Origin of the sequence: Paraburkholderia sp. IW21 (genome assembly GCF_041321145.1) — a bacterium.
In the GTDB taxonomy this organism is placed as follows: domain Bacteria; phylum Pseudomonadota; class Gammaproteobacteria; order Burkholderiales; family Burkholderiaceae; genus Paraburkholderia.
Genome location: NZ_JBGGWA010000007.1, coordinates 48,050 through 64,268, shown reverse-complemented (window position 1 = coordinate 64,268; position 16,219 = coordinate 48,050). Strand labels below are relative to the sequence as shown.

Genomic DNA, 16,219 nt, shown 5'->3' with positions numbered 1-16,219 from the left:
TTCATTAAGGACCGCGCGCATGAAGAAGACGTTTGGAATCGGCCTGGGCAGCGTCGTATTGTTGTCCAAAGCACTGACCCCTTCCGCAATGGCTGCGTGCACCAATACCGCGCCGCCGAGCAATACGACAGTCACGTGCACCGGCAGCGGCCTCGCCGCCGTCATCGCGCAAAACGGCAGTACGGGCGTGACGATCAACGCCGATAACACGGCCTCGGGCAGTTTCGTGCACAGCGCCAATCCGGTCGCTTTCAGCGTGAATCAGAACAGCACGATCAACAGCAGCGGCAACGTCACGCTGACGGGCGGCGGCGGTACCGGCACGGCGCGCGGCGCGGTCCTGCTCGGCGTGGGCAATGCGAATCAGATCACCAACGCGAGCGGCGGGATCATCGTCACGAGCGGCGCATTCAACGACGGCATGGCCGCCAACGGCAGCGGCAACACGCTGATCAATCGCGGCTCGATCACCACCAGCGGCCCGAGCGCTTACGGCATGACAGCCGCGTGGGGGCAAACGAACGTCGGCCAACTGAACAACACGCTGATCAACAGCGGCACGGTGGCGACCTCGGGCAGCAACGCGCGCGCGGCGTCCATTCTGGGCGGCAGCGGCACCATCAACAACAGCGGCTCGCTGTCCACCACGGGCGCGGCCAGTCCGACCGCTTATCTGCAAGGCAATAACGATCAGTTGATCAACAGCGGCACGATCAGCGCGAGCGGCAGCGGCTCGGATGCAGTGTTTTCGAACACGGCAGGATCGAGCTTCCTCGCGACGATCCAGAACCTCGCGGGCGGCAGCATCATCAGCCAGAACGGTTCCGGCATCCGCACGCTCAACGGCAACAGCACCATCATCAACGCGGGGCTGGTGCAGAGCGGCATCGGGACGGCCATCACGATGGGCAACGGCAACGATGCGCTGATTCTGCAAACCGGCTCCGTGATCAACGGCGCGGCCGACGGCGGAGCGGGATCGAATACTGTGATCTTGCAAGGCTCGGGCACAGCGTCGAATGCGTTTACCAACTTTCAGACCCTGCAGATGCAAGGCGCATTGTGGAACTGGACCGGTAGCGGCACCTTCACGCTCGCGCATGTACAGACCGGCACGCTCAATCTCACCGGCACACTCGGCTCGACGGCGACGGCGCTCGTCGACAACGGCGCGACCTTGCAGGCGAACGCCCAGAACCTGCCCTCCACCGTGACCGACAACGGGCTCGTGCGGTTTGCTCAAGACAATGCGGGCACCTACGCGGGATCGATCAGCGGCACGGGCGCAGTCGATAAAACCGGCGCCGGCGTGTTGACGCTCGCGCCGTCCGCGGCGAGCGGCAACACCTACTCGGGCGGCACGACAATCGATCAAGGCGCGATCGCCGTCAGCGCGGACAATGCGCTCGGCGCGAACACGGGCGGGCTCACGTTCAACAGCGGCACGCTGCAATTGAATACGAGCTTCGACCTGGCCGGCACGCGCGCGATCACGTTGGCAGCGGGTGGCGGCACGATCGATACGCAATCGTTCGATACGACGCTCACACAGGCAGTGAGCGGAACCGGCGCCTTGACGAAAGCCGGCAGCGGCAGCTTGCTGATGACAGGCGTGAGCACCTATAGCGGCCCAACCACCGTCGCAGCGGGCACCCTGGCGATCGGCGACGCGGCCCACGCCAACGCCGCGCTCTCGGGTAGCGGCGCCACGACCGTTGCCTCTGGCGCGACGCTCGGCGGCTATGGCAGCGTAACCGGCGCGGTGAGCAACTATGGCACGCTCGCGGTGGCGAATGCCTTGCCGTCGCGCGCAGGCGAAGGCAACGGCACGTTCTCGATCAACGGCTCGCTGGTGAATGCCGGGCTCGTGCAGATCGGCGGCGCGGCCAATGCGGGCGTGGGCAACCGGCTGAACGTGACGGGCAACTATGTCGGGCAGAACGGCAGCATCGGACTGAACACCGTCGTGGCCGGCGACGGCGCGGCCTCCGATCGCCTCGTGCTGAGCGGCGGAACGGCCAGCGGTTCGACGCGCCTGCAAGTCACGAACGTCGGCGGCCAGGGCGCGCAAACGGTAGCGGATGGTATTCAACTGATTCAGGCGGCCAACGGCGCGACCACGGCTCCGAGCGCCTTCACACTGGCCGCACCGGTGAAGGCCGGGGCGTACTCCTACTATCTCGCCAAAGGCGGCGTGAGTAGCGGTACGAAGAACAATTGGTATCTGCGCAATACGGTCGCGCCGCTGCCGCCCGGGGTGACGTCTACACCACCTGTCACCATCCCAGGCGAGCCAAACACTACGCCTGGCACGCCGGGCGAGCCTGAACTGCCCGTAGTCGTGGCCGGCGTGCCGGTTGCGGCAGCGGGCACGCCGCCTTTGCCTGCCGCACCGCCTGCGGGCTCGGCCGCCACGCCGCTGTATCGCGTCGAAGTGCCGGTCTATGCCGCGGCGCCGGGCGTCGCGCGTGAACTCGGCTTGATGCAAATCGACACGTTTCATGACCGGCAAGGCGATCAGGCCTTGTTGAACGACAGCGGCAAACTGCCTGCCGCATGGGGCCGCGTGTGGGGCGGGCATAGCGTGTCGGGTCAGGACGGCGCGGCGAGTCCGCAATTCGACGGCTCGGTCTATGGCATCGAGGCCGGTCAAGATCTTTACGCCGATCACGGCGCGAGCGGCCAGCGCAATCACTACGGTCTGTTCGTCGGCTTCGCCCGGGCGACCGGCGACGTCGACGGCTTCGCGCTCGGCATGCCCAATCTCGCCGTCGGCCACCTCGCGGTCAATGCATACAGCCTGGGCGGCTACTGGACGCATATCGGCCCGAGCGGCTGGTACACCGACGCCGTGCTGATGGGCAGCTCGTTGACCGTCGATCCGCGCTCGCGCGACGGCATCGGCGCGACGACGCACGGCAACGCGGTGACCGGCTCGCTCGAAGGCGGCTTGCCGATTCCGCTCGGTGCGGGGCTCACGCTCGAACCCCAAGCGCAACTCGTGTGGCAACACCTCGCGCTGTCTGAGTTCAACGACGGCGTGTCGAGCGTCGGCTTCAACAGCGGCAATACTTTCGTTGGACGAATCGGCGCGCGTCTGCAAGGCCGGTTCGATGCTTTCCAGACGGCATGGCGGCCCTATCTGCGGGTCAGCGTCCTACGCTCGTTCGGCTCCGACGATAAAGTCACCTTCGGCGGCGGCACGGTGATTCCCGGCAACGTCGGGCAAACCGCTGCGCAATTCGGCGCGGGCGTGGTCGGTCAATTCAGCGCGGCCGGCAGTGTGTTTGCGACGCTCGGCTGGGTCACGAATCTGGGCGGCGCGCATCAGAGAACGGTAACGGGCGACGCAGGCGTGCGGTGGGTCTGGTAGTTTCCTGCACCGCGGGCTGCGCGCCGCGCCGGCAAAAATTGCCACCGAGGGTTGCGCAAACTTCAATGCGCAACCCTCGGCACAGCCCGTGAAAACCTGCCAGACTGATTGCTGATCCTCGCAACAGGCCGGCTTGCGCCGCCCTCTGGATATGGCACGTCGCGCCCCCATCTACGCAAGCATGACTTCGGCCTCGACTTCCGCAGCCGCCCTGGGCGCGGCTTCTGGTTCTTCGGTTTCAGGTCCATTCACGGCCGCCGCGCTGGATGACTTCCATCCCGCGGTCGCCGGCTGGTTCCTTAAAACCTTTCCCGCCGCCACGGATGCCCAGGTGGCCGCCTGGCCGCCGATTCGCCGTGGCCGCTCGACCCTGGTGGCCGCGCCCACCGGTTCGGGCAAGACACTCACCGCGTTCCTGTCGGCGCTCGACGAACTCGTCCAGCAAGGCCTCGCCCACGGCGGTGTTTTGCCCGACGAAACCCTGGTGGTCTACGTCTCGCCGCTGAAGGCGCTCTCGAACGACATCCGCCTCAATCTGCAACTGCCGTTGCAAGGCATCGCAGCAGAACTCGAAGCACGCGGCCTGCCACCGCTCGATATACGCACCGCCGTGCGTACCGGCGACACCACACAGCAGGAACGCAACGCGTTGAAAAAACGCGCACCGCATATTCTCGTGACCACGCCGGAGTCGCTTTACGTGCTGCTCGGCTCCGATTCCGGCCGCCGCATGCTGTCGACGGTGCGCACGGTGATCGTCGATGAAATTCATGCGCTTGCCGGCAGCAAGCGCGGCAGCCATCTCACGCTCAGCCTCGAACGGCTCGACACACTGTGTCAACGGCGTTTGCCGCGTATCGGGCTGTCGGCCACGCAAAAGCCGGTCAGTGCGGTCGCGCGCTTTCTGGTGGGCGGTGCGAGCATCGATAGCGGCATGCCCGCGGACTGCGCGATCATCGACGTGGGTCACATCCGCGAACGCGATCTCGCGCTGGAGATTCCGCCCGTGCCGCTCGAAGCGGTCATGCCCAACGAAGTGTGGGAGCGCGTCTACGATCGTCTCGCGGAACTGATCGCGATGCATCGCACCACGCTGATTTTCGTCAATACGCGCCGCATGGCCGAGCGTGCCGCGCGTCATCTGACCGAGCGGCTCGGCAAGGAGGTGGTCGCCGCGCATCACGGCAGTCTCGCCAAAGAACATCGTTTCGACGCCGAGCAGCGCCTGAAACGCGGCGAGCTGCGCGTACTGATCGCCACGGCTTCGCTGGAACTGGGCATCGATATCGGGGATGTCGATCTCGTCTGCCAGATGGGTTCGCCGCGCGCGATCGCGCCCTTCCTGCAGCGCGTCGGACGCTCGGGCCACCATGTCGGCGGCATGCCGAAGGGACGGCTCTTTCCGGCTTCGCGCGACGATCTGATCGAATGCGCGGCGCTGCTCGATTGCGTGCGGCGCGGCGAACTCGACGCGTTGCGCATTCCACGCGCGCCGCTCGACGTGCTGGCGCAGCAGATCGTCGCCGAAGTATCGAGCGCCGAATGGGGCGAAGACGCGTTGTTCGACATGATTCGACGCGCCGCGCCCTACGCCGCCCTGGAACGCGAGCAATACGACGCCGTGCTGCGCATGCTCGCCGAAGGCTATACGAGCCGCAACGGTCCGCGTGGTGCCTATATCCACCGCGACGTGGTCAGCGGTACCTTGCGCGGCCGGCGCGGCGGCAAACTGGTGGCCGTGACCTCGGGCGGCACGATTCCCGAGAACGCCGACTATGCGGTGGTCCTTGAACCGCAGGCGATCAATATCGGTACCGTTAACGAGGATTTCGCCGTCGAGAGCCTGGCAGGCGATGTGTTTCAACTCGGCAATGCGTCGTACCGGATTCTGCGGATCGAGAGCGGCCGCGTACGGGTCGAAGACGCGCAAGGGCAACCGCCGAATATTCCGTTCTGGCTCGGCGAAGCACCGGGGCGCAGCGATGAACTGTCGTTCGGCGTCGCGCGCTTGCGTGAGCAGATTGGACGCCTGCTCGACGGGAAAGATGCGGATGCGGTCGTTTCGCTCAGCATGCCGCCGTCGCCGCGAGGCAAATCCAAACCGGCAGCATTACCTGCGGTGGCCAAATCGCGCGCCGCACGGAGCGCGGCATCATCGACTGTCGCCGAAGTGCCTGCAGCAGAAATCATGACCGATTCCGAAGTCATGACCGTGCGCATCCAGCGCGCAATCGACTGGCTCATCGACACCCTCCATCTCGACGAAGCCGCCGGCCGCCAGATCGTCGACTATCTCGCGCGCGCCCGCGCCGCCCTCAGCGTCCTGCCGACGCAGAACACGCTCGTGATGGAGCGTTTCTTCGACGAATCCGGCGGCACGCAACTCGTGATCCATGCACCGTTTGGCAGCCGCGTGAACCGCGCGTGGGGCCTCGCGTTGCGCAAGCGTTTTTGCCGAACCTTCAACTACGAACTGCAGGCCGCCGCCACCGAAGACGCGATCGTGCTGTCGCTGACCGGCAGCCATTCGTTCGTGCTCGACGAAGTGTGGCGTTATCTGCATTCGAACAGCGCCGAACGTCTGCTGATTCAGGCAGTGCTCGATGCGCCGCTCTTCGGCGTGCGCTGGCGCTGGAATGCGACCACTTCGCTTGGGCTGCCGCGCTACACCGGCGGGCGCAAGACCCCGCCGCAATTGCAGCGCATGCGTAGCGAAGATTTGCTGGCGAGCGTGTTTCCCGAGCAGGCCGCGTGTCTCGAGAACATCGTCGGCGAGCGCGAACTGCCGCATCATCCGTTAGTGGATCAAACTGTCGACGATTGCCTGCACGAGGCGATGGACAGCGAACGCTGGGTTGCCTTGCTGCGTCGTATCGAACAGGGCGACGTGCAACTGATCGCCCGCGACCTGCCCGCACCTTCGCCGCTTGCCGCCGAAATCCTCAACGCAAAGCCTTACGCCTATCTCGACGACGCACCGATCGAAGAACGCCGCACGCAAGCCGTGCTGAACCGGCGCTGGACCGATCCCTCCAGCGCCGACGACCTCGGCGCGCTCGATGCCGACGCAATCGACAGCGTGCGCGACGAGGCATGGCCGCAGGCGCGCGGCACCGACGAAATGCACGAAGCGCTGACGGGCCTCGCCTGCATCACCGAGGCCGAAGCGCGCGACAACGAAGGCTGGCCTGAATGGCTCGCATCGCTCGCCGAATCCGGCCGCGCGACCCGCCTTCAGATCGCAGACGACGACGCACTGTGGCTGCCCGCCGAACGTGTGACCAGTTTCCAGGCGCTCTACCCCGACGCCCCGTTCGAACCGCCGCTCACCGCCCCGAAGGGTTACGCCGACACCTGGAGCGCCGACGACGCACTGCTCGACGTGCTGCGCGCCCGGCTGACCGGCTTCGGCCCGCTGCCGGTACGCGCGATCGCACAGGCGCTGAGCTTGGCCGCCGCCTCGGTCGAACAGGCTCTGACCCGTCTCGAAGCGGAAGGCTATGTGATGCGCGGCCGCTTCTCGCCGGGCTCGACCGAAGAAGAATGGTGCGAGCGTCATTTGCTTGCGCGGATTCACCGCTACACCGTGAAGCGTTTGCGGCGCGAGATAGAGCCGGTGGAACGGCACGACTTCATGCGTTTTCTGTTCGAGTGGCAGCATTTGACGCCGGACACGCGCAGCGAAGGACGCGATGCGCTGGCGGCGGTACTCGAACAGATGGAGGGCTTCCAGGCGGCGGCAGGCGCATGGGAGGAAGACATTCTGCCCGCGCGCGTGAAGGCGTATTCGAACACGTCGCTCGACGAACTATGCCGTGCCGGCAAGATCGTGTGGACCCGGCTGACCGAGCGGGCTCGTGGCGCGGCGGGACCGGTGCGCAGCACGCCGATCGTGCTGCTGCCACGGGCGCAGGTGCGCGTATGGAGTGCGCTGATCGACCCAGCGAAACAACCCGAGCTCTCGGCTCGCGCGCAGAGCGTGTACGACACCTTGTCGCAACATGGCGCGATGTTCTTCGACGAGTTGCTGGCCGAGGTGAGCGGCTTGCGTATGGAACTGGAGAGCGCGCTGGGCGAACTGGTGGCCGCCGGCCTCGTGAATTCCGACAGTTTCGCGGGCTTGCGGGCCTTGTTGAAACCGGTGGCCAAACGCAGTGCCTTTTCCAGCAGCCGGCGCGTCAGGTCGAGCGCATTGATTGGCGGGATGGACGACGCAGGACGCTGGGCACTCATCAAACGGCCTGAGAAAGCTGGCTCCGAAAAGGGCGACGGCGATGGCCGCGAAAACAGCGGCAAGCCTGCGTTAGCCGCCAATGGACGGCGTGTACCGCTCGCCCCCGAGATACTCGAACACATCGCGATGACGCTGCTGCGCCGCTATGGCGTCGTGTTCTGGCGTCTGCTCGAACGCGAAGCGGAATGGCTGCCGCCATGGCGCGATCTGTTGCGGGTCTTCCAGCGGCTCGAGGCGCGCGGCCAGGTCCGGGGCGGGCGCTTCGTCAACGGTCTCGCGGGAGAACAATTCGCGCTGCCCGAGGCTATTCCTTTGCTGCGCGACGTGCGCCGGCATGCGAACGATGGTGCCTGGGTGTGCGTATCGGCAACCGATCCGCTCAATCTCGCCGGCACTTTGCTGACTGGTGACAAGATACCGGCGGTGGCGGGCAATCGCCTGCTGTTTCGCGACGGCATTCTGGTCGCCGCGCTGGTGGCGGGAGAATTCAATTTTCTGCCGGCGCTCGGTGCCGATACCGACGCCGAGGCAAAGGCACAAGCCCGCCTGCGGCTCGCGCGGCGCTACTGACGCGCCGTGTGCCAATTTGACGCGCCTCACGAGGCTATTCAGGATGCCAAATCATTCGCCTTTCTGCGAAACTCGTCTCCGAGTAGCAAAATCAACGCGACGTCAGGAATAACGTCGTGATCCCCTTCGACTAGCTACTCGCCAAACCGATAACGCCTCTTTATCGCAGTCCACACGGCTGGCGAGGACGCGACGCGCCGGCGCATTCGAAGGAGTAGAAAATGTGGTCCAGTGATGCATCGCAAAATCTCATTCTGTCGCAATCGACCGCCGATGTCACCGCGACATTGATCTGTCCTACGCCCGACGGAGGCTTCTATGTCAGTTGGCTCGACGGCGCCAAAGGGTACTCGTTATACCTTCAGCGGCTCGACGTGAACGGCAACGCAATGTGGGAACGCAACGGCAAGCTGATTTATCAGCGCGACGTCCACAGCACCATCGGGTATGGTTTGAGCATCGATTCGGACGGCAACGCGATTATCGGCATCGACTCCGGCATTGCAGCGCTTCACGCGCCGGGCGGTCCGGTACTCGCGTTCAAGGTTTCGCCCACGGGTGAATTGTTGTGGGGCGCGGCTGGTATCACGCTGTCGCCGCCGGACGAGGTGGTTTCCGTCGTGCTCTGTTGCGGTACAAGCGATCGGGGAGCGGTGTTTATCTGGGGAAAAGTCGAACAGGAAGACCTGATCCGCATGACGAAGCTCGACTCGGCGGGCAATCAGTTGTGGTCGACGAACGTGGCGCGCGATACACCAGATGCAAACCTCACGCCCACGAACATCGTCGCGTCCGACGACGGTTCGGTAATCTACGCTTTTGTTCACGCCATCGACAAAATGACCGGTACATACCACAGCGTGCTCGCGCAAAAGCTCGCGGCTGCGGACGGCGCCAATCTTTGGGGCGACACACCGGTCACGGTGGTCGACAGCAGCGTTGCCACCGCCGTGACATTGCCGATGGGCGAAGTGCCCACCCTGATTCCGGACGGTGCGGGCGGGGCTGTGTTTGGTTATCCGCTCATCGACACGATTCAACGGATTTACGTACAACACGTGAATTCGACCGGTCTGCCCGTGTACGCCCCGAACGGCGTGCTGGTATCGGGGAATTCGAGCGATGCTTCGGCTGCGCGCTTCGGGTTCGAGCCACGCAGCGGCAGGCTCTATATCGCGTGGAATGCCAATTACACCGGCATTTCCGGCGTGCGAGCGCAATGCATCGATAATGCCGGCGCGCGGCTGTGGGACGAGACCGGCGTTGTGCTGGCGGCGTATGAGCCGCTTGCCCTCATGGCGCCGGTCGCCATGCTGCCCGTGACGGACGGCGTAATGGCCGCGTGGATACAACAACCGCCACAAGCGGCCTTTTTGCCACAACCGTTGCGTGTTTCCATGCTGGATCCGAGCGGCGCGCAGGTCTGGCAAAACCCGGTAGTGGACATCAAAACGTCTGCCACCAACACGACTGACAACGCTGTTGGAGCGCTCAGCACAACAGGCTACGGCGCGTTTGCATGGACGAGCGATGACTACACAGTGCGAGCGCAGAACATCAACCCGGACGGCACGCTTGGCGTGGCGCCGTAAACATCAGACGTAAAACGTACTGGGGAGATGGAAGCGCCGGCATCGCAGCCTGGCGCTTCCAACTACCCCGGGCGCTGTGTAGTCCCCAAGGACGAGGACGAAGCGCGCCTCCCTCCGGCAAAAGCGAAAAAGCACGCTTGTGCCCGTATCGAACGCCCCCCAACCCGCTGCCCGCAAGGCGAAACAACCGGCATACCACGCGCCAGTGTGGGTTCCCAGCTAAAGACTAAAGCCGGCGGCCTGCCCAACCGTTAATGTTTATAAGCCGGAACGCCAGCCGCTTCGCTACAATGAGGCCAGTCTTTAAGTATGATGAAGACACTGTCTGCCGCCCACCCGCCTTCAAGGCGTCTCATCGGCACACACCGCCCGGGGATCTCATGAACGACGACCAACACGACCAGGTGCTTTTTGCCCAGTTCGGCACAAGCAGCCCTTGCTGGCGTTTGTCGAACGACAGCAACGCACTGGAACTCACGCCCGTTACCGGTGACGTGCCGGCTAATGTCGCCATTCCGCTGAATCCTCAGCAGGCCTCTCAAATCCGGTGCCTCACCGGCGTCACCGCTCACCTCGTCCTCGACGTGCGGCTGTTCGGCGAACCGCTGCGCCTGCACCTCGTCGGTAAAAAACTCGCCAGCAATACCTGGGCAGGCACCGCTTCGGCCTTCGACGACACGGAATCCGTCGCCCGCGATCTGGTCCACGGCCTCTCTTTCGCGGAGCAGGTCGTTTCCGAAGTCAATTCGGTCGTGGTGATCGTCGACAGGCACGGCCGTATACAGCGCTTCAACCGTCTCGCCGAGGAACTCACCGGCGTCAAGGAAGAAGACATCGTCGGCCGCAATGTGTGGGCGCTGTTCATGACCACCGAATCCGGCGCGGCGTCGAGCCAGAACATCACGGGTTTCTTCAACCGCGGCGTCTCATACGAAGTCGAGCGGCGCGTGAAAACCATCCACGGCGAACGGCTCTTTCTGTTTCGCAATAAATTCGTTCACAGCGGCAGCGGCGTCGAAGAACAGTTTCTGATCTGCTCGGGCACCGACATCACCGAGGAACGGCTCGCGCAGGAACGGCTCACCGAACTGGCGAACACCGATTCGCTCACCGGCCTCGCCAACCGCAATGCGATCCAGGACAAGATCCGCACCGCGATCGAAGAAGCCGGCCCGGCCGAATCGGTCGGCGTGCTGTTCCTCGATCTCGACAACTTCAAGAAGGTCAACGACCACTACGGCCACGTGTTCGGCGACCGGCTGATCCGCGATGTGTCGGCGGCCATCCGCACCTGCCTGAACGAAGACGACGCGCTTGCGCGCCTCGGCGGCGACGAGTTCATCGTGCTCGCGGCCAAAGGCACCGCCCACGATCTCGAAGCCACCGCGCAGCGCATTCTCGAACGCCTGCGCACGCCGTTCAGCCTGGGGCTCGTCGAGGTGTACACCGGCTGCTCGATCGGCATCGCGCTGTATCCGGAACACGGCGACGGCCTCGAATCGCTGATCCGTTCGGCGGACACGGCCATGTATGTCGCCAAAGACGAAGGCAAGCGCACCTATCGGGTGTTCTCGCCCGAAATGAACCGCAAGGTCGCCGAGTACATGTGGCTCGACACCAACCTGCGGCGCGGCCTTGAAGAGGGCCAGTTGACGCTGCACTACCAACCCAAGCTAGTACTCTCCAACGGCTCGGTGCAAGGCGTGGAGGCCCTGGTGCGGTGGAATTCGCCGGAGCGCGGGCAGATCATGCCGGCCGAGTTCATCCGCTATGCGGAGGAGTCCGGGCTGATCGGCGTGCTTGGCCGCTGGGTCATGGAAACGGCCGCGAAGCAGGCCGCCAAATGGAAGGCTGAAGGCTACAACCTGCGCATCGCGATCAACCTCTCGGCGCGGCAACTCGTCGATACGGCGGTGGTGCGGCATTTCAGCGAGGCGCTGCAGCACGCCGGTCTCGACCCGTGCCTGATCGACCTGGAACTCACCGAGAGCTGCCTGATCGAGGACGAAGCAGCTGCGATCGATCTGATCAAACAGTTCCGCCAGCTCGGCGCACAAGTCCATCTGGACGACTTCGGCACCGGCTACTCGTCACTGTCGCAATTGGGCCGCATTCCGCTCGACGTCATCAAGCTCGATCGCAGTTTCGTACGCTCCATCAATGCCGACACCAAAGCCCAAGCCCTGGTGCGCTCCATGGTGGCGGTCGCGCAGGAACTGGATTTCAAGGTGGTCGCCGAGGGCATCGAAACCGAATCGGAAGAGCAGTTCATGAAGGGGCTGGGCGTCGACTACGTGCAGGGGTTCCTGTACGGTCAGGCGATGCCGGCCGCGGAATTCGAACGCTGGTTGCAGGATAGACAGAAGCTCAGACTGATTGCCTGAGCTTCCGCGCGCCCGAAGGAAGTCCCCTTGGGGGGCGCCCCGAAGGAAATTCCCTCGGGGGTGCCCGTCGCGGCTGATGTCGTCGGAACTCGGATCGATTCAGGCGAAATTGGCCGCGCTGGAGACCGTCTGGCGCAGGTTCGAAGTACGGCGGTTTTGCAGCATCACCAGCCGCTCCATGAAGGCGAGGTCCTTCTCCTCGATCGTAAAGGCAGCGTCCACCCAATCCTCGGTAATTTCCATCAACTCGGCACGCGAGACCTGCAGCACGCGCTGGCGGGCCCGCAACATCGCGCGGATCCCGTTCATCTTCGGCTTGAGCGTATCGATGAAGGTACGCGTGGCCATGTAGGCGTCACCTGGCTCGAACACCTGGTCGACCAGACCCTTGCCGAAGTGCCACTCCGCCGTGTGCGATTCGCCCATGCCGATCAACTCCTCGGCCAGACGCATGCCCGCCTTGCGCGCGACCAGCGAATACCCCCCCATGCCCGGGAACAGATTGAACGCGATCTCCGGAAAACCCATGCGCGCGTCGTTCTGCGCCAGCAGGAAATGGTGCGCGAGCGCTGCCTCGAACCCGCCTCCAAGCGCCGTGCCCTCCACCATCGCGATCGAAATCGCCCCCGTATCGAAGCCGCGCGACGCTGCATGCACACAATCGACGCAGGCTCGCGCGTATGCCGTCAATGCCTGACGCTTGCCCGAGCGGATCGTGTCCGCGAAGAAATCGAGGTCGCCTCCGACGTTGAACATGGTCGGAATCAACGAGCCGGTCACCCAGAAGTCGATCGGCAGGCCGGACTCTCGTGCTGCCTGCGCGAGACCCAGAATGTCGTGCACCAGTTCGAGATTGAAACAGGGACGCGGCTGCGCCCGCAGCATCATCCACATAATGTTGCGGCCTTCTTCGTAGTAAGCGGAGACTTGCGACAAATTGCCGGCTTCGAGGAACGGGCGGCAGGCGGGGTGGTTATGCAGATTCATTTGAACGGTCCTTTTAAGGTGTTAAACACTGGCCTTGCAGTGCGAGCCTAAAGCAGACCGGAAACAGATGGGAGCGGGGTAACCAACAGATGAATGCAAGACGCGCGGAGTGCCGCCCAGGCGGCGCTCTGGCAGGAGGTCAAAGGTGAGGCCAGCCAAGGCGCGGACGCAAACGCTTGCGTCCCGAAGATCGGCGGAATTACCCCTCCAATACGTGCCGTCCGCAATAAATTAGCGCACGAACAAAGTTTGAATTTCCTGCCGCATCCGAAAGAGAAGAAATAGTCTTCAATTAGGTAATGCAATCGAAAATATGGCTTGCGGACATTTGTTTTTTTATTGGTGGGCTAGCAGACGGAATATGCACTTCGCAGATTCAAACGCCGGCGGCCCACGCCCGCCGATCCGCAAGCGACGTCACTGCAACCGCGCGGACCACCGCCGAGCCTGCTCCGCGCTCATGCCGACGGCCAGCGCCGCCGCGTGAATCTGCGCCCAGGTGGCGGCGTCGACCGGAATGCCCTCGGCCTCGCGTTGCGTACGCGTCATGCGCTCAGGTTCGCCGGGCTCATAGATAGGATCGGCACCGGCCACGAGCGGCGAGGCCTTCACCCAGTCGATGAACGCATCGGCTTCGGCTTGCGCATCGGGTGCGTCAAACGCAGCGGGATCGATGATGACAGAAAGCATGCAGTTGATGATCGCATTGGTGGTACCCAGCGTGCCGGTGTGCGTGGTAAAGCCGCCCGAGAGCGCGCCCGCGAAAATCTCGCACATCGCCGCGAGCCCAAAACCCTTGTAACCGCCGAAGGGTGTCAGCGAACCAAACGGTTCTTCGTGCATGACCTTGGGTTCGAGGGTGGGAAAACCCTCGTGATCGATCAGCGCGCCAGGCGGCACATGCTTGCCCTGGTTATAGGCGACCCGCGTCTTGCCATACGCAACCGTGCTAGTCGCGAAGTCGAGCACGAGGGGCGGCTTGCCGGGCCGCGGATACGCCGCGCAAAACGGATTCGTGCCGATGCGGCGGTCCGCGCCGCCGAACGGCGCCACGAGCGGATCGCCCGCCACGTTGACGAAATGGAACGACACCAGCCCGGCGCGCGCACATTGCTCGGCCCAGTGGCCGATTCGCCCGATGTGGTGTGCGCTGCGCAAGCCGACCGCGCAGATGCCGAGGCGTTGGGCGCGCTCGATCCCCTGCTCCATGGCCTCGAATGCGACGACCTGGCCGAAGCCCCTGCCGCCTTCGACGGTAAGGACGGCGCCCGCGTCCTTCACGACTTGCGCGTGCAGGTTCAGTTGCAATTGGGCGTCGGCCAACGACGCGGCATAGCGCGGAATCATCCCCACGCCATGCGAATCGTGACCGGTCAGATTCGCCGCCACCAGATGATCCGCCACCAGTTCCGCTTCGCGCGGCGTGCTGCCCGCCTGCTCCCAGATCGCCCGTACGTAGGCGCGCAGTTGATCGGCCGGAATCCGGAGGGCGGCGGGTTGAGCAGTCTGCTTATCGGTCATTTACAGTGTCGGCGTGATGGGGAAGATCAAGACGAAACGCTCAAGCCCAGATCAAGGCGCGGCGGCGATTACTTCGGCAACGGCCGCCGTCAGCTTCTTGCCATACGGCACGTGCAGGAACTCGTTCGGCCCGTGCGCATTCGACTTCGGCCCGAGTACGCCGCACACCATGAACTGCGACTTCGGAAAGCCCGACTTCAGCACGTTCATCAGCGGGATCGTGCCGCCCTGCCCCATGTAGGCAACGTCCGCGCCGTAGTGGGCGCGTGAAGCGTCATTGAGCGCGGTGGCGAGCCACGGTGCGAGATCGGGCGCGCTCCAGCCGCTCGCCGCGCCCGCGTCCGGCTTGAAGGTGACCTTGGCGTTGTACGGTGGATCGAATTCGAGGAGCGCCTTCAGTTCGGCAACGGCCTTTTCCGCTTCGATCAGCGGCGGCAGACGCAGCGACAGCTTGAACGCCGTGCGCGGGCGCAGCACGTTGCCGGCGTCGGCGAGCGCGGGCAAGCCGGCCGCGCCGGTCACCGACAGCGACGGACGCCACGTCGAGTTGAGCAAGGCCTCTTGCGGATCGGTGGTAGTGGGCAGCACCTGGCCGCCGTCCTGCCCGCAGGACCATGGGAGCTTCTTCCAGACATCGTCGCCGAGAATCTGGGCAGTGGCTTCGGTCTCGCGCAGACGGTCGGCCGGGATCGTGACGTGGAAACCCTTCGGCAGCAGTGTGCCGTTGGCGGAGTCCTCCAGCCGGTCGAACAGTTGTCGCATGATGCGGAAGCTCGACGGCGCGATGCCACCGTAGCCGCCCGAGTGAATACCTTCGTCGAGCACCTGGACTTCGAGATCGCCGGCCACCAGCCCGCGCAGCGAGGTGGTGAGCCACAGTTGATCGTAGTTGCCCGCGCCCGAATCGAGGCATACGACGAGGCCGACTTTGCCGAGCCGCTCGCGCAACGCGTCGACATACGGAAGCAGATCGTAGCTGCCCGATTCCTCGCAGGTTTCGATCAGGCCGACGCAGCGCGGACGCTCGATGCCTTGCGCGTCCAGCGCGGCAAGTGCCGTGAGACTCGCGTAGATCGCATAGCCATCGTCGGCGCCGCCGCGGCCATACAGCTTGTCGTTTTCGAGCTTCGGCGTCCACGGCCCGAGGTCGTTGCGCCAGCCGTCGAATTCAGGCTGCTTGTCGAGGTGGCCGTACAACACGATGGTTTCTTCGCTGCCCGATCGCGTCGCAGCCGTTTCGAAGAAAATCACCGGTGTGCGGCCCGGCAAGCGGATTACTTCGAGTTTCAGGCCTCGCACGGGTTGCTGTTCGGCCCATTGGGCCGCATCCGTGATCACGCGCTCGAGATAGCCGTGCTTGACCCACTCGGGGTCGAACGCCGGACTCTTGGCCGGTACCGCGATGTAGTCCGTGAGCGCGGGCACGATCTCGTCGTTCCATTTACGGTCTACGAATTCGCGTAGCGTGTCCTGGTTGATGCGCTTGGTCTGCTGGGTCGTGTCGTCGGAGATCATGGTGGCGGTCCGTGGCGGTTCTGTTCAGTCGAAACGTCCATGA

Annotated in this window: 7 protein-coding genes; 4 read left to right on the top strand and 3 right to left on the bottom strand. The window is 64.2% G+C overall.

What is annotated here, in order from left to right; all coding sequences use genetic code 11:
- Positions 1 to 19 precede the first annotated feature (19 nt).
- The 4 genes from ACAX43_RS17935 (at position 20) to pdeR (ending at position 12,153) form a co-directional block, all read left to right on the top strand.
- Positions 20 to 3,373 (top strand): autotransporter outer membrane beta-barrel domain-containing protein, encoded by a 3,354-nt coding sequence (locus ACAX43_RS17935; RefSeq protein WP_370709763.1) that lies wholly within the window; start codon positions 20 to 22, stop codon positions 3,371 to 3,373.
- Positions 3,374 to 3,554: 181 nt separating this feature from the next.
- On the top strand, positions 3,555 to 8,177 hold the full coding sequence (locus tag ACAX43_RS17930) for a DEAD/DEAH box helicase (protein WP_370709762.1): 4,623 nt from the start codon (positions 3,555 to 3,557) through the stop codon (positions 8,175 to 8,177).
- A 221-nt stretch (positions 8,178 to 8,398) separates the two neighbouring features.
- Positions 8,399 to 9,769 (top strand): hypothetical protein, encoded by a 1,371-nt coding sequence (locus ACAX43_RS17925; protein ID WP_370709761.1) that lies wholly within the window; start codon positions 8,399 to 8,401, stop codon positions 9,767 to 9,769.
- Between the two features lie 380 nt (positions 9,770 to 10,149).
- Positions 10,150 to 12,153: a cyclic di-GMP phosphodiesterase gene (pdeR, locus tag ACAX43_RS17920; protein ID WP_370709760.1), complete on the top strand. Its 2,004-nt coding sequence runs from the start codon at positions 10,150 to 10,152 to the stop codon at positions 12,151 to 12,153.
- 99 nt (positions 12,154 to 12,252) lie between these two features.
- On the opposite strand, the gene ACAX43_RS17915 is transcribed toward pdeR, so the two are convergent.
- The 3 genes from ACAX43_RS17915 to ACAX43_RS17905 form a co-directional block, all read right to left on the bottom strand.
- Positions 12,253 to 13,140, bottom strand: coding sequence for a crotonase/enoyl-CoA hydratase family protein (locus ACAX43_RS17915; protein WP_370709759.1), 888 nt, complete (start codon positions 13,138 to 13,140; stop codon positions 12,253 to 12,255).
- 417 nt (positions 13,141 to 13,557) lie between these two features.
- A complete protein-coding gene (locus ACAX43_RS17910) occupies positions 13,558 to 14,661 on the bottom strand; it encodes a malate/lactate/ureidoglycolate dehydrogenase (RefSeq protein ID WP_370709758.1) in 1,104 nt (367 codons plus the stop codon).
- A 51-nt stretch (positions 14,662 to 14,712) separates the two neighbouring features.
- Positions 14,713 to 16,176 carry a M20 family metallopeptidase gene (locus ACAX43_RS17905; RefSeq protein ID WP_370709757.1) on the bottom strand — a complete coding sequence of 488 codons (1,464 nt, stop codon included), beginning with the start codon at positions 16,174 to 16,176 and terminating at the stop codon, positions 14,713 to 14,715.
- Between the last annotated feature and the right edge of the window lie 43 nt (positions 16,177 to 16,219).

What these genes read in the sequence shown, in the direction of transcription:
- ACAX43_RS17935 (WP_370709763.1), top strand. Translation starts at nt 20, where the DNA reads ATGAAGAAGACGTTTGGAATCGGCCTGGGCAGCGTCGTATTGTTGTCC.
- ACAX43_RS17930 (WP_370709762.1), top strand. Translation starts at nt 3,555, where the DNA reads ATGACTTCGGCCTCGACTTCCGCAGCCGCCCTGGGCGCGGCTTCTGGT.
- ACAX43_RS17925 (WP_370709761.1), top strand. Translation starts at nt 8,399, where the DNA reads ATGTGGTCCAGTGATGCATCGCAAAATCTCATTCTGTCGCAATCGACC.
- pdeR (WP_370709760.1), top strand. Translation starts at nt 10,150, where the DNA reads ATGAACGACGACCAACACGACCAGGTGCTTTTTGCCCAGTTCGGCACA.
- ACAX43_RS17915 (WP_370709759.1), bottom strand. Translation starts at nt 13,140, where the DNA reads ATGAATCTGCATAACCACCCCGCCTGCCGCCCGTTCCTCGAAGCCGGC.
- ACAX43_RS17910 (WP_370709758.1), bottom strand. Translation starts at nt 14,661, where the DNA reads ATGACCGATAAGCAGACTGCTCAACCCGCCGCCCTCCGGATTCCGGCC.
- ACAX43_RS17905 (WP_370709757.1), bottom strand. Translation starts at nt 16,176, where the DNA reads ATGATCTCCGACGACACGACCCAGCAGACCAAGCGCATCAACCAGGAC.